This is a genomic window from Allobaculum sp. JKK-2023, assembly GCF_034745455.1.
GTDB lineage: Bacteria > Bacillota_I > Bacilli_A > Erysipelotrichales > Erysipelotrichaceae > Allobaculum.
The window spans coordinates 2730236-2745119 of sequence record NZ_JAYERV010000003.1; the positions used below are offsets into that span (position 1 = coordinate 2730236).

General features: G+C 46.8%; 11 protein-coding genes. 6 read left to right on the forward strand and 5 right to left on the reverse strand.

The window, feature by feature from the left end:
* Window positions 1–163: 163 nt before the first annotated feature.
* The 5 genes from polA to U4956_RS11135 all read left to right on the forward strand — a co-directional run bounded on the left by polA (window position 164) and on the right by U4956_RS11135 (window position 6794).
* Window positions 164–2740, forward strand: coding sequence for a DNA polymerase I (gene polA / locus U4956_RS11115; protein ID WP_323090756.1), 2577 nt, complete (start codon window positions 164–166; stop codon window positions 2738–2740).
* Window positions 2740–3597 carry a bifunctional DNA-formamidopyrimidine glycosylase/DNA-(apurinic or apyrimidinic site) lyase gene (gene mutM / locus U4956_RS11120; RefSeq protein ID WP_323090757.1) on the forward strand — a complete coding sequence of 286 codons (858 nt, stop codon included), beginning with the start codon at window positions 2740–2742 and terminating at the stop codon, window positions 3595–3597. The genes polA and mutM overlap by 1 nt, the downstream gene beginning before the upstream one ends.
* 225 nt (window positions 3598–3822) lie before the next feature.
* Window positions 3823–4455, forward strand: coding sequence for a dephospho-CoA kinase (gene coaE / locus U4956_RS11125; protein WP_323090758.1), 633 nt, complete (start codon window positions 3823–3825; stop codon window positions 4453–4455).
* Entirely contained in the window at window positions 4445–5752 is a 1308-nt protein-coding gene (locus U4956_RS11130; protein ID WP_323090759.1) for a DnaD domain protein, read from the forward strand. Before coaE ends, U4956_RS11130 begins: the two co-directional genes overlap by 11 nt.
* A gap of 106 nt (window positions 5753–5858) precedes the next feature.
* Window positions 5859–6794, forward strand: coding sequence for an ATP-binding protein (locus tag U4956_RS11135; RefSeq protein WP_323090761.1), 936 nt, complete (start codon window positions 5859–5861; stop codon window positions 6792–6794).
* Window positions 6795–6992: 198 nt separating this feature from the next.
* On the opposite strand, the gene U4956_RS11140 is transcribed toward U4956_RS11135, so the two are convergent.
* The 5 genes from U4956_RS11140 to U4956_RS11160 form a co-directional block, all read right to left on the reverse strand.
* Window positions 6993–7364, reverse strand: coding sequence for a hypothetical protein (locus U4956_RS11140; RefSeq protein WP_323090762.1), 372 nt, complete (start codon window positions 7362–7364; stop codon window positions 6993–6995).
* Window positions 7365–7657: 293 nt separating this feature from the next.
* A complete protein-coding gene (locus U4956_RS11145; protein ID WP_323090763.1) occupies window positions 7658–10156 on the reverse strand; it encodes a hypothetical protein in 2499 nt (832 codons plus the stop codon).
* Window positions 10146–10823 carry an ABC transporter ATP-binding protein gene (locus U4956_RS11150; RefSeq protein WP_323090765.1) on the reverse strand — a complete coding sequence of 226 codons (678 nt, stop codon included), beginning with the start codon at window positions 10821–10823 and terminating at the stop codon, window positions 10146–10148. The genes U4956_RS11145 and U4956_RS11150 overlap by 11 nt, the downstream gene beginning before the upstream one ends.
* A gap of 51 nt (window positions 10824–10874) precedes the next feature.
* Window positions 10875–12233 carry a HAMP domain-containing sensor histidine kinase gene (locus U4956_RS11155; RefSeq protein WP_323090766.1) on the reverse strand — a complete coding sequence of 453 codons (1359 nt, stop codon included), beginning with the start codon at window positions 12231–12233 and terminating at the stop codon, window positions 10875–10877.
* A complete protein-coding gene (locus U4956_RS11160; RefSeq protein ID WP_323090769.1) occupies window positions 12227–12907 on the reverse strand; it encodes a response regulator transcription factor in 681 nt (226 codons plus the stop codon). Before U4956_RS11160 ends, U4956_RS11155 begins: the two co-directional genes overlap by 7 nt.
* A gap of 732 nt (window positions 12908–13639) precedes the next feature.
* Between U4956_RS11160 and fba the strand changes: the two genes are divergently transcribed.
* Window positions 13640–14506, forward strand: a complete 867-nt coding sequence (fba, locus tag U4956_RS11165; protein WP_323090770.1) for a class II fructose-1,6-bisphosphate aldolase — start codon at window positions 13640–13642, stop codon at window positions 14504–14506.
* The last annotated feature ends 378 nt before the right edge of the window (window positions 14507–14884 follow it).

Here is a 14884-nt window from a genome sequence, read left to right on the forward strand (position 1 = left end):
TCTTGTTGGTTTTCCTTCAGATGAAGCCATTTTTCAGATTGAAAGATTGGATTTTATAGATTTACAGACCAAAACCAGCCGGATTGTATCCGGCTTTTTATCTGTTCAGGATGAATTCATAGAACGCAAAAAACCATGCTAGAATTGTCAGAGAGGTGTGTTTATGAAAAAACTGTTGCTTGTAGACGGAAACTCCGTCCTTTTTCGAGCTTACCATTCAACGATTTACTCCAACCCAATGTCCACATCAACCGGAATTCCGACCAACGCGGTTTTCGGTTTTATTACCATGCTTCAAAAAGCGATTTCCCTAACAGAACCGGACGCGATCCTGGTTGCCTGGGATGCCGGCAAAAAAACATTCCGGCATGACAAGATGCCTGATTATAAAGGAACCAGAAAGCCTCTGGATGAGGAACTGCTCGTTCAGATGCCGATTGTCCGTGAATACCTGGATGCGGTGCAGATCACCCGCTATGAGCAGGAAGGCTATGAAGCTGATGATATCATCGGATCCATGGCCGGTTCGGATCCAGAAATGGAAACAGTGATTCTGACCGGAGATAAAGACCTTTTACAGTTAGTTGATGATCATACCAAAGTCATCATGATGAAGCGCGGTGTGTCCAATTATGAACTGATGGACGAAAAAGCCATCTGGGATAAATATGAACTCAAACCCCAGCAGATCATTGATTTAAAAGGTCTGATGGGCGACCCTTCCGACAACATTCCAGGCGTCAACCGCATCGGTGAAAAGACCGCATTGACCTTGCTTCACCAGTTTGGAACCATTGACGGGGTCTACAAACATATCGATGAAATCAAAGGCAAACGCAAAGAATACCTGCAGGAAGGGGAAGAGATGGCCTATCTCTCGAAAGAAATTGCCACGATCTTCCGCCAGATGAAACTGCCATTTGATCTGCCTGATCTAGCCTATGGTGACGGAAAAGAAACAGAGGCAGATTTCTATCGCAAATATGAGATGAAAAGCCTGTTAGACAAGCTGGACTTCCATCCCGAAGGCAACAAAGACGAAATGACACTCAAAACCGTCACTGCCTTTGATGGCAAAAAGAATGACGGATTGATTCTGCTTCCGCTCGCAAACAGAGAACCGTTCTTCAGCCAGGAGCTGTATGGATTCCTCTATCCGGCAGGCAGTGAAATCCACTATCTGCCAAAAGAAGCTGCCATAAAGGATGAAGCGTTCCTCGATCTGTTAAAAACGGATACCACACTGCAAGCCTGGTCGATTAAAGATACTCTGCATCTGCTCAAAAACAATGGGTTTCCACTGGCAAAGTTTGAACAGGATCTGCATCTGATGATCTTCCTGCTTAATTCTTCGGCAGGGAACACGGAAGATAAACTCAAAGCGGTTGATATTGAACTGTCGACTTCGCTGCATGACTTGAGTCTGAAAAAACAGGGCGGTTTCACCCAAGAGCGTGCTCTGCCTGTGTATGCACAATGGTGTGCGGGTCTTGTCGGCTTAAGCGAACAGCTGCTTAAAGACCTCGAGAAGGAGAATCTGATGATGCTCTATACCCAGGTCGAACGTCCGCTGACCACGATTCTGTTTGAAATGGAATGCCGTGGTATTGATTGTGACAAGACTGTTCTGGAAGAAATTGGCGAAGAGTATACGCAGCGCATGGATGAAATTGCCAGCCGGATTTATGAATATGCAGGCCATAAGTTCAATATCGGCTCGCCAAAGCAGCTGGGTGAAGTGCTTTTTGATCAACTCAAACTCAAAAGCGGCCGCAAACGCTCGACCGCAGCTGATGTTCTGGAAAAAATGCACGGCTCTCACCCAATCGTGGATGAAGTGCTGGAATACCGAAAGTATTCCAAGATCGTCAGCACCTATATTGAAGGTTTATCCAAATACATTGTGGATGGCAAAATCTACACCACATTCAACCAGACCTTGACCACAACGGGAAGACTTTCCTCTTCGGATCCAAACCTGCAAAATATTTCCATCAAGACTGAAGAAGGCCGCCAGATCCGCAAGGCCTTTATCGCGCCGGAAGGCTGCTGGTATATTTCCGCGGATTACTCCCAGATTGAATTGCGCATGCTGGCTCATATGGCCGATGAACAGTTCATGATTGAAGCCTTCCGCAATGATATTGATATTCATAAGCGTACGGCTTCCATTATCTTTGGCGAAGAACCAGATGAAGTGACCGATGAACAGCGCCGGATTGCTAAAACGGTCAACTTTGCGATCATTTATGGCCAGACCGAATTTGGCCTGTCGCAGGAGCTCCAAATCAGCCGCGTCCAGGCCCGGGACTTTATTGCCGCGTATATGGCCAGCTATCCAAATATCCATCGCTACATGGATTCGCTGATTTCTTTCTGCGAAGAACATGGTTATGTGGAAACGATGTTCCACCGCCGCCGCGAGATCCCGGAAATTAAAGATAAAAACTTCATGACCCGTGAGTTTGGCAAACGGGCTGCCATGAATGCGCCAATTCAGGGCTCGGCTGCCGACCTGATCAAAGTGGCCATGATCAAAGTCAATGAAGCGATCGCCCAAAGAGGCCTGAAGAGTGAAATGATCCTGCAGATTCATGATGAGCTGATCTTCAAAGTGCCAGATGAAGAAAAAGATGAAATGGAAAAACTGATTCTGGAAGTTATGGATTCAGCCATGAAACTGCGTGTTCCTCTGAAAGCTTCCATTGGGGCCGGCCGCAGCTGGTACGAGGCGAAATAATGCCGGAAGCCCCTGAGGTCCATAACGTCCTCACCTACTTAAAGGACCAACTCCAGGATGCGGAGATTTTCAAAGCCACGATTACCCATCCCAAACTGGCGGCCAATCTTCCTGTTGAAGAGTTCTGCCAGGACTTGGAGCATCAACATTTTCGCGGTTTTAAACGTCTGGGCAAATATCTGCTTCTGGAGCTGGATGATCTGGATCTGGTGGCGCATCTGCGCATGGAAGGCAAGTTTCTGATTTTGAATTCCATGGCAGAGGTTGAGAATCTCGATCCTCTGAAAGATCGCAAACATATCCATGCCATGTTTGAACTTTCAGACGGCCGGGTGCTTTGTTACAAGGACACCCGCAAGTTTGGGCGGATGTATCTGTATCCCAGAACTGAAAACTGGCAATGCCTGCCAGTATTCAAAAATGTCGGAAAAGATGCTCTGGATCCATCTTTGAAAGAGACGGAACTGTATGAAAAAGCCCGTAAACGCAAGATTCCGGTGAAGACTTTTCTGCTCGATCAGAAAGCCATGGCCGGGATTGGCAATATTTATGCGGATGAGATTTTATACCGGGCAAAAATCTCGCCGCTCATGCCGGCCAGTCAGCTGGATCTGGCGGACTGGAAACGGATCCTGGATGAAACCCGTTGGATTTTAAATCAGGCGATCGAGATGGGAGGAACAACCATCCGCAGCTTTTCCTATGGCGATGGCCATGCCGGCAGTTTCCAGAATGAACTGGCGGTTCATGGAAAAGAAGAAGGAGCCAAGTGTCCACACTGCAGCCAGACCTTGGTTCAGACCCGGATCAACGGCCGCAGCACCTGGTATTGCCCGGATTGCCAGAAGGAAAAATAAAACCAGCAGATCAAAAACCATAGGGATAAAGTTTGAAATTTGATTAAAATAAATTGAATCCGATTTAGATCGACAGGCCAGTCCTGTGATCTGGATCGGATTTTCAGCGCATTCAAACCAGAACAAGATCTGAAAACAGAAGTCTTCAGAAGAAAGCAGCGACTGAAGAAATGAGTCAGAAGAAAGATAGACAGAAATAGATAGACAGAAAGGGAAGTGGTGCAGGTGAATCCATACAGAAGAGTCCAGACTCCCGAATCCAGACAGACGGTCATCGGGATTACCGGGACAATGGGATCGGGAAAAAGCATGGCTGCCTCGATTCTCAAAGAAAGAATTCCAGCCATTGACTGTGATGCGATTAATGCCAGCCTCCAACAGCCAGGCAAACCAGGCTGGCAGGCATTAGAAAAGGCAGGTCTGTTGTATGTCGACCAAAACGGGCAGATGGACAGACAGAAACTGGCGGATGTTCTTTTTGAAGATCCTTCGCTGCGCAAAACAATTGAAGGCCTGTTACAGCCGCTGATTATTGAAGCCATGGATCAATGGATTGAAAGCCAGCAGGGGCTTTGCGCGGTAGAAGTTCCTCTTCTTTTTGAATGCAGCCTCCAGAACCATTTCGATCAGGTGTGGACAGTCTGCTGCGATCGGGAAACCGCCTTGAAGCGCCTCCAGGAAGGGCGCAATATTCCCTGCCAGGAGGCGAAGCGCCGGCTGGCTTTGCAGATGGAGCCAGAAAGAAAAGCAAAGCTTTCGGATGTGGTTTTATTCAATGACAACACACCAGAAGAGCTGCGCAGACAGATTAACCAGCATCTCGACAAACTGATGGAGAAGGATGCCAATGCCCATTGAAATCCGGCTGCCAAGTGATCAGCCGCAAAACTGGCTGGCTATTCTCTGCCTCTTGTATAAGCCATTGGTGGGCAATGAAGCTGTTCTTTTATATGAAACGCTCACCAGTCTGGCTATGACTAACCGCAACGCCCAGACGACCATTGAAGAAGAACAGCTGATCACGCTTTTACAGGCCACCCGAACTTCGCTGACCACCAATCGTGTCCGGCTGGAGAAATTTGATCTGCTGCGCAGTTTTCAAAATCAGCAAAAAGAACTGGTCCGCATTGTTTTGTGCCCAACCAAATCGGCTCAGGACTTTTTATCAGATGAAGTTTTGCGCCGGCTTCTCTACCAGAGTGTGGAACGCGAGGGGGTCAGACAGCTGCAGTCCATTTTTGAAGTGCAGCCGGTCAAAGAACCGGAAGAGGAACTCATTGAAGTAACCCAGATTCTTGACCTGAGTCACTTTGAACAGAACTGGACCGTCCAGAAAGAAGAAGACCTTGGAAGCGCAAATATGGACTGGAGCAGCAGCCGGGAATACGATTTCGACTGGGATGTTTTCTTTCGGAATATGCACCGAACCCTGCCATCCCGGCTTCGAACCAAGGCCAATCTCAACCGGATTGCCTATCTGGCCAATGTATATGGGGTTGATGAAGAAACGATGCGTCGACTGGTCATCCGCCATCTGCGTGACAAACGGACCTGGATTGACTTTGATGCCCTGATCAATGATCTTGGTACAACAACCAAAGTCGTTGAAGGAAAACCTGATGACTATTCGCAATCCCCCGTTTCCTTTCTTAAAGCTCATCAGCCAGGCAATGCCAAAGTTCTTCCCAAGGAACGTTCGCTGCTTTTATCACTGGCCAAAACTCATGAGTTCTCCAATGAACTGATCAATACGATCGTGGAGTATTCTATGGAGCAATGTCAGGGGTCACTGGTTGAAAAGTATGTCCGTACGCTGGCCAATAACATGGCGCGCGCCCATGTGGAAACCAGAGACCAGGCTCTGGAATATTTCAGCCGGACGAAAAACGCGATTTCTTCCAGGAAAAGTTCTAAGGCAGAACCGCCCGTCGAAGCCAATCTGCCAGGCTGGTATGATATTATCCCGACAGAAAAGGGAACTAAGGAAGAAGTGGAAGCCATTCTCGCTTTACAGAAACAAGTGCTGGGAAGTGGCAGTTCTGATTCGGATACCCCTGCAAGTCTGGATGGGCTGGATTCCCTGGATCTGCCAGATCAGCCGGCCGATCCGTCAAAGACTGACGATCAGAACTCTGAGCCACTCTGGTTTGAGTAACTGAGTTTTCGAGCCATCAGATTTGAAAAATAAGCACAAAACCTGAAACGATAACGATAAAAACGATAACAATAACAGAAATCAGAATAAGAAGGGAGGCGGATTCATGGAACCGGTTGATCTGAAATTTGATTTAGACGCAAGTGCCCGTCAGTATCGGGACAATCTGATTGAACGGTTGGAAAAAGACCCAAATGTCCAAAGTTTTCTGACCAAACATAAGCTTGATAAAAGTGTTCTTGAAAAGAATTCCAGCCTGTTTGGCCGCTGGCAAAAGCAGGGAAGAACCTGTAAAGACTGCAAGGGACTCAATTACTGCACCAGTAGAATTCGCGGCGTACGCACGGATCTGGAAGTGGATAGTCAGGGCTTTGTCAGTGAAGTCTATGTGCCCTGTAAGTTTAAAAAAGTGCAGGATTCCCAGATGGCTCATCGGGCGAATTTTACGGTCAGTCACATGCAGGGCAAAGACTACCTCCTGAGTTTTGATCTGCTTTCCCGCACACTCGATAAGGAGTCGCGCGAATACCTGCTCGCTTACAGTCAGGCGGTATCGTCAGTCAACACAGAGTCAGGCTGTCTGTTTTATGGGCAGCCGGGAACCGGAAAATCGACGCTGTTGATGACGCTGGCCAATGAGCATGCCAAACAAGGCAGAAAAGTCGCCTATGTACGAGTACCGCTGCTCATTTCAGAACTCAAGGAAAACCTCAACGACGATGAATACCGCCGCCTGACGCTTTCAAGGCTGCGCTATGCGGATGTGCTCTTTCTGGATGATTTTGGCAGTGAAGCAGCCACTCCCTGGACGCGGGATGAGATTCTCTTTCCTATCCTTGATGAGCGGATGAACAATAAACGCAAGACGTATTTTGCGAGCAACATAGCTTTCCAGGAACTCGAGACCCGTTATCTCATTGACCGTTCAGTAGCGAGTTCGGTAGCCGCCAAACGGTTTATGGACCGGGTGCGCACGCTGGCCAGGCCAATCGAACTGCGTGGAAATTCAAGAAGAAAAGCCCCTGCTTTCAACCAGAATTGAAAAGGACAAAGAAACCACGTCATGATAAATGGTTTTGTTTCGTGCCCACGAGAACTGCACAAAATGCTGAGATGGCTGTGAGCAGATTCACAGTCATCTCAGCATTTTTCTATAGTAAAGAGGTTGAATTGATGGATCCGACAAAAACCCTTCGCAAGGATTATCGATTGCTCAGTGGAGTTTGTGAAAAATAACGCTTTATGGAGCCAGATAATACTGTTCAAAGTAGGTGATACCCGAGTAAGTATAGCCTACCGTCACAACAACAGATGTAGATGTGCTTGTCAGAGGGGCATTGGCAATCCAAGCATTTGTTGCTCCTACATTGATTGCAGCAATTCCCCTAATTGCAATAATCCGATTTGTAGCGAGTTCATGATCAAAAGTTAGTTTCACTTTAACACCACTGCCAGAAAGTGGAGATAACCAGTCACTCGTGATTGTTCCCCAAAGGCGGGGAGTCATTTGCACAGGAGCTGCAGCCGCTTTTACAGCGCAACTGATCGAACTGGCTGGGTTTAACACCAGAAGCGATGCGACAGCCAAGAGCGCAATTCTGGATCTTTTCATATTGTTCTCCTTTCAGTAAGGATATCCTTTCTTCGTTTCAGTAAGGATATCCTTTCTTCGTTTCAGTAAGGATATCCTTTCTTCGTTTCAGTAAGGATATCCTTTCTTCGTTTCAGTAAGGATATCCTTTCTTCGTTTCAGTAAGGATATCCTTTCTTCGTTTCAGTAAAGATATCCTTTCTTGATTCTATTTTTACTGTTTCTTCATTACTGAAGTGTTACTGAGTTGGGGTGAGAATATGAATCTTTTGAAGTTTCAATCGAGTGTAACCATTCATGGAAGATATTTCCATTTAATCTGGACGGAACGTGTTTTTTCGAATACCCCATAGGAAGAAAGCAACCAGAATTCCGAGGATACCGGTTGTCCAAAGCAAGACGTTGACACGTTCATGAATATGCGAAGCTGAAGTGACACAAATGAGCAGAACAGTCATCAGCAAGATGGCCATAAAGGCTGAAAACAGGAACAGATAGAGCTTACGATGAAGGAAGCGGGCCAAAGCATCTACTTTGTTCTGATCTAATCCTGCAAGCTTAAGCCGATGCAGGTAGTTCGTTTCTTTTTCGCGCTGTTTGTTCTCATTTAAGATCAGAATAAACACTCCTGTCGTTAAAGCTGCGAGGCATAAACAGACAATTACCAGAATACGCATCTTTATTTTTTGAAGGCTTACCATATGTTCTGAAGCATAATTCCTGAATTCAATTCCATCGGCAGAACCGAGTCTGCTTAACTCCAACTCTACAGAAAGCTGGTTTTCCTGAGATTTCAGATCAGCATTGACAACGTTGAGCAGCGGGACAGCCAGATGGATGGAATAGGCGGGCAGTTCCAGGGGGATGACGGATTCTTTTGGCTGCCTAATAATTCCGCTTACCGGTATCTGTTCTGTCTGTCCTTCTCGATTCGTAATTTGCAGGATCGTTCCTGGTTTGATTGTCGTCTCAATTTTCCCTTGATCAGCCCCATCCTGAACGGCATTCAGGACACCAGGCTGTGTTTCATGTACAGGTGGCAAAGAGAGAATTGCTTCTTTGCCTTGCAGCCAGTTGTCCCAGTGTACAGTGCCTTCAAAAACCTGCTCCTGCAGGCTTTGAATCATTTCTGGTTGAGAGTAGTAGTAGATTCGTGGATAAAAGCGCCATTCCCCCCGGGAATTGAGAGATAGGGGGCCAGGGACATCAGGCAAACCGAAGTCCGATGGCTGGGTGGAGTAGATCAGGGATTGTTCGAGATCAGGCCAGGCGACTTCGTTATTCATCGTCCAGCCGTAATAATAGACATTCTCCAGATTCCCATTCTTCAGGATCTGGTCTTTCATTTCCTGAGGGACTGGTTCCTGATACTGAAACAGGAATGAGATTGCTGGATGTTCTTCGGTTTCTTCAAGAAAGAAACGCTTTTCCGGAACCAGAATGCTCTGAATTGAGTAGTCTGGAAAGCTGTTCAGGTTGTTGAGTACGATGAGTTCATTGGCAAGCATACCCGCCCCAAAAATCCAGATCACTTGAATGGCAAGAATGATTCCAATCATTGTCAGATAATTTGAGATCAGATAACAAGCCATCCGCTGACGGACTGTTTTTTCACTGATGGGCTGATTTTTTAGGCGTCTGGAATGGTGTATGCGTCTGGCAGCAGGCTTTGGCTGGTACTGGCAGATCGAGCCGGTATAAATGGCCAGAATTCCAAGTCCACAAGGACAAAACAGAAGACTCAGGACGACCAGCAGCTGACTGACCCAGATGGGAGCCTTGATCAGCCAAAGGCTGATCAGAAAGACCAGACCGGGAAGCCAGGCAGCCTTTGCGCAAAGCGTAAGCAAATCCAGACAAAGCCGGGATTTACGGATTCCGAAAACCCGCATCAGCCGGATTTCATTCCGATGCTGATAAATCCAGAGCGCCATGGACTCGACAAGAAACAGAAAGAAAATGAAGACCATGCCAGCCATCAATGTGGTGAAAGGCAGGTTTTCAGCGGAAAGCGGATCCTTCGACATCTCTCGATTGTCGTTCAGATAAATGTGCTCGGGTTCGATATCTAGTGTTTTCCAGACCTTGGAATAGCCAGGTTTCGCCTTAAAAAAGACATTTTCAACGGGTGTGCTTTCAAAAGGCCCGCCGTTTTCCAAACTTGCACAAAAGAAGCGAAGGGTGCTGCCATCGCCATTCCAGAAGCGGGAATAGTTTTCAAGAATGCCGCACAATTGAAAGGACTGTTTTTCCACGTTGCCTTCTTCAGTCTGGACCAGAAGTTCGATGGGCTGACCGAGTTCATAGGAAATTCCCAGTGAATCCAGGGCTTCGGCCTCGACAGCGATTTCGCCAGCCTGCAATGGAAGATCTCCATATTTTAAGCGCAGACAGGCAAGATTAAAAAAGGCATCATCTGCATAGCCGATTGTTCCATAGCTTTGGTGTCCGGTAAAACTTATGCCTTCGTCCGGCTCATTACTGGCTGCTTCTTGCTTGTCGGGCGAGTCTGGCTGTGGGCAAACAACCTGACCGGCAAGAGATTGCGTTCCGATCGTTTCAATCATTGGATTTTCCAGAATTTTTTCCGCCTGCTCAGAAGAAATCTGAAAAACGCCCGTTTCCCAGATCCCATAGCTTTGGTCAGCCAGCTGTTGGGCTTTATTGGATGTATAGCTTTGGATGCTGATGGCAAAAAGTGCCAGCAGAGCGCCAGTCCAGAAACTGATGCGCAGACGGTCGACCAGTCGAGGATTTCCCGAAAAAAATCCCCGTGAACGTCTGGGAATTTTTGGGTTTGTTTTATCCCTCATAAGGGAACACCTTTCCATCTTCGATAACCAGTACGCTATCCGCCTGTTTTGCCAGTCCTAAATCATGGGTGACCATTAAAATGGTCTGACAGAACCGATCGGCACAGTCTTTGAGCAGCCAGAAAACTTCATCCGCGCTTCGAGTATCCAGATTGCCAGTCGGTTCGTCCGCAAACACAATGGCCGGCTGGTGATACAGGGCGCGGGCAATCGCCACCCGCTGTTGTTCGCCGCCAGAAAGCTCTGCTGGAAACTGATTCTCCAGTCCTTTCAGATTTAAGGCTTCTATCAGCTGCGAATACCAGTTGGGCTTTCGCGGCACTCCTTGCAGATCGCTGACAAAGTAGATGTTTTCCTGGGCAGTATAATCTGGCAGCAGTTCAAAGTTCTGGAAAATAAAGCCCGTTTTTTGGGCTCGATAATCGGAGAGTTCTGCATCGGTTTTGTTCTGGATTTCTTCGTCGTCTATTTTTACGATGCCCTGGTCAGCTGCCAGCAGTCCACCAAGAATTCGCAGGAGCGTGGTTTTCCCACAGCCGCTTTTTCCGACCAGGGCAGTCAGTTTTCCTCTCTCCACACAAAAACTGCAGTCTTCCAGCACTGTGCGCTCTGTCCGGCCGCTTCCATAGGTCTTAGACAGATGTTCGACTTCAATACAAGCTTCCATTCCTGACTCACCTCCTGCCTATTACTGTAGGTTTCTTTTGTTACCGCAGCATTACCGACTGTACTGATCAAGCTCTGAACGCGGCAGCAGGACAGTCGCCTGAAAGGTGCCTTTGTCCACTCTGGTTTCGAGATGGCCCTGGTGCGCTTTCAGGACTTTGCGTACAAGATCATGACCAATTCCAAAGTGGCCTGTTCGTTGGGTCTGATAGCGTCTGAAGGCTTCAGGCGCGGCCAGGTTTCCAGAAAACACGCTGGAAGCCATCTTGTCGTCCAGCGTATTTTCAAACTGAATTTGAATCTGGCTGCTGTTAAGCCGGGAGGTGATTCGAAGACTGCCTTCAGGCTTGCAGAAATCGATTGCATTCGCGAACAGAGTTTCAAAAACCTGCTTGAGCCAAAGAGAATTGCCGCTGATGGAAACGGGATCAAGATGCAGGCTGACTCTGAGATGCTTTCGTCTGATTTCTGAGCGTTTTTCATGCAGGCAAATCAGGATCTCCTGGTCCAGATGGAATCTGGCATAAACAGAATGATGAAGTTCGCTTTTTAGCAGAGCAGTGCATTCATCAAGAACAGTTTCGCAGTCCTTCAGATTTGCAGCGAGTTCAGGAATCTGCATGAGCTGCTCTTGTCCGGCTAAGTCATCGAACAGAAAATACAGGGCGGATAATTTTGAAGAGGCCTGGTGAAGAATGTTTTCATACTGTTGACGGGCCTCCTGCTTTTCTTGCATGAGCCGGCCAGCCAGGCTCAGATCGTCTTCTTCTTTTTTTCGAAGCGAAGCGTCGATACCAAGAAGAGGGAATTGCTCCTGGCAGGCCTGGATCTGAATGGATGGCTGGGCTGTGCCTGAAGCCTCATGCACCCTGGCTGAGCTTGGCAAATTGGAGGTTTTTGTTTTGGCCTTGCTGCTACTTGAAACTGGATCGGCAGCCAGTCTGGTTTTTTTTGCGCGCCGTTCTGTCTGTAAAGACGAATTTTCCAGTCTGATGCAAAGCTGATTCTTTTCAAGATTCAGGCGCCAGAAAAACTTGCAGACCAGAACAAGGCCGCCAACCGCCGCAATAAAACAAAGAAAGATCACGCCCATGAGAATCGGATCATGAATCATCAGAGAAACAAGATACCGAAAACCCAGAAGACCATATCCGGATGTCATCCACAACTGCCAGTTGGAGAGCAGACTGGCGGGCTTTCGCAGGATGGTCATCACCTGATCGGCTGGCAGGCTGCCAATCATCCAGAGCGCAGAGAAGACAAGCGTAAGGACTGGACTGAGACCAAGAAAGCTCAATACCCCGATCAGAGTCCATCGGATGGTGTTGTTTCTGTTCTTACTGATTTTTCCGTTTCTTCTATTGTTCCTTCTATTGTTCCTTCTATTGTTTCTGCTGGCTTTTTTCACCATATTCCCTCTTTGAGGCGCAGCCGATAGCCAGTCCCGCGCACACTCTCAAGTTCAAATGCATCTGGAAGTTTTTTGCGCAGTTCAACAAGCCGGACCCGCAATGAAGCCTCAGTGCTTTGGGTGGATATACAGCTGATCAGCATTTCTTTCGAGATAGTTCGGCCAAAATTTCGAAACAGGACCAGAAAGATTTTGGCTGTACTGGGCTGAAACGAGATTTCTGGATTGTCCGGAAAAGAGGCATCTTCGCAAGAAAAAGTCAGTTTCTGTTCCTGTTGGTTCCAGGTCCAGCCCGCATGTTCGATGTTTTCATCACAAAGACCGTTTCGTCTTGCAAACGCGCTGAGGGCCGCAGTCAGAATGCGTGGCTGAAGCGGTTTTGGCATGAAGGTGACACAATCGAGATCGTATCCACGCAAAACAAGATCTTCTTGGGTATCGTTGCTAAAAAAGATAACCGGAACAGAGAAGCTTTTTTTAAGCATGGCAACCGTTGGATAGACACATCCATCCGGCAGATGCACATCCAGTAAAAGCAAGTCTGTCGTTCCGTCCATGGCTTCATACAACTCTTCACAGCTCGCACAGGACTCAGTCTGCCAGCCCTGCTGGTTCAAAGATCGGCAGATCTGTCTTCTTAAAATCGGCTCATCCTCACATAAAAGAATTTTCATTTTGGCTCCTTCCAATCGTTTGTCTATTTTGTTTTTGCAGGCCGGACTGGTTTTTCAAAAACTGTCGAGCTGCCAATGGCATTTTCGTCTTTAAAGAAGAAATTGCTTTTGTTGAAGGTGTCTTCATCCTACTTGAAAAGGATCGCTTTTATTACCGTTTGATGATTTAATGATTTTGTTTTAAAAAATATGACGCTAAGAATCAGGAATGTAAGATTGAAAGCGTTTTGACAGCGGTGTCTTTAGAAAGAAAAGGATTTTCACAAAAGGCTAATTGTGAAATTGTTCGCATATTAATGCCGGGAGCGCACAGGAAAATATTGATTTTTCTGGGCGGATGCAAGATGGAAATTCTCTGCAGCCAGGACAGCTTCGGGAGGGTCTGAACAAAGATAAAATGGCCTGGACAGAGGAAAAACGGAAAATTGACAACAAGATAAAAACGCGAAACTGCGGAAGATTAAGGGAAAATTGTCTCAGGAATTCTAACGGGCCAGTTTGGGGAACGTCCTGGGAAAAAACAGGGCTTGTTTTGCCTGAGAACAACAGGGACAGATAATTTGATCATCAGATACCAAAGACAAACAAATAGCGATATAAAATAATCTTTCATGCATGGATTGATGAATAAAATCAAATGTTTTATGAACGAAAGGCAAGAAGAATCTGTCTTTAATTTCAGGCGGGGTTGGGATAAACTAGTATCGTTGAATAAAGGAGGATTTTCGAGTCATGTTAGTATCTGCGACAGAAATGATTAACAAAGCTCATGAAGGCCACTATGCGATCGGTGCCTTCAACATCAACAACATGGAATGGATCAAAGCCATTCTGCTTGGCTGTGAAGCGAAACAGTCCCCTGTAATCCTCGGCGTTTCCGAAGGTGCAGCAAAATATATGTGCGGTTATAAGAATGCCGTTGACATGGTAAAAAACATCATGGATTTCTATAACATCACAGTACCAGTAGCAATCCACCTTGACCATGGTTCCTACGAAGGCGCTAAAAAGGCCATCGAAGCTGGATTCACATCTGTTATGTTCGACGGATCTCATTATCCAATCGAAGAAAACATCGAAAAATCCAAAGAACTGATCGAACTCGCTCACTCTAAAGGTATCTCCATCGAATGTGAAGTTGGTGGTATCGGCGGTGAAGAAGACGGCGTTATCTCTTCTGGTGAAGTTGCTGATCCAAAAGAATGCAAAGCTGTAGCTGACCTCGGCGTTGACTTCTTAGCAGCTGGTATCGGTAACATCCACGGTAAATATCCAGCAGACTGGAAAGGCCTGAACTTCGAAGTTCTCGGCGAAATCCAGAAAATTACTGATGGTAAACCACTCGTTCTCCATGGCGGATCCGGTATCCCACAGGAAATGGTAAAAGAAGCTATCGTTCTTGGTGTTTCCAAAGTAAACATCAACACAGAATGCCAGCTCGTTTTCGCTGCTGCTACACGTAAATATGTAGAAGATGGCAAAGATCTCGCCAACAAAGGATGGGATCCAAGAAAACTGCTCAAACCAGGAACTGATGCAATCCAGGCTCTGGTTGAAGACTATGTAACCAACTTCCTTGGTTCCGCTAACAAAGCGTAAGATCGCACGCTGAATCATTCAGACCATTCGAATAACAATTGATAAGGAGGGCTCACGCTCTCCTTTTTCTATGTCTGGTTTGTTTTTACCTGGAAAAGAGGGGCTGAAAGACATCAGAAAGTACAGTCTGGTTCAATGCTGGCTGATCAAGGATACATTTTAAATCCAGAATGGCTGGTTTTTTACCGAACTCTGGGGCGGCCTGGAAAAACCGAAACCATTTAATCACAAACTGTTGTAGACTATGAGGGAATATTGTTTTTCTGCCTGCCCATCCTTTTTGTTCCTGACAGGAATTTTCAAGGAATCGGATTCTTGCGGATGGCAGCAGACCGAATTTGAAAGAGAATCTGCATCAATTTTGCAGCCATGCGCGGC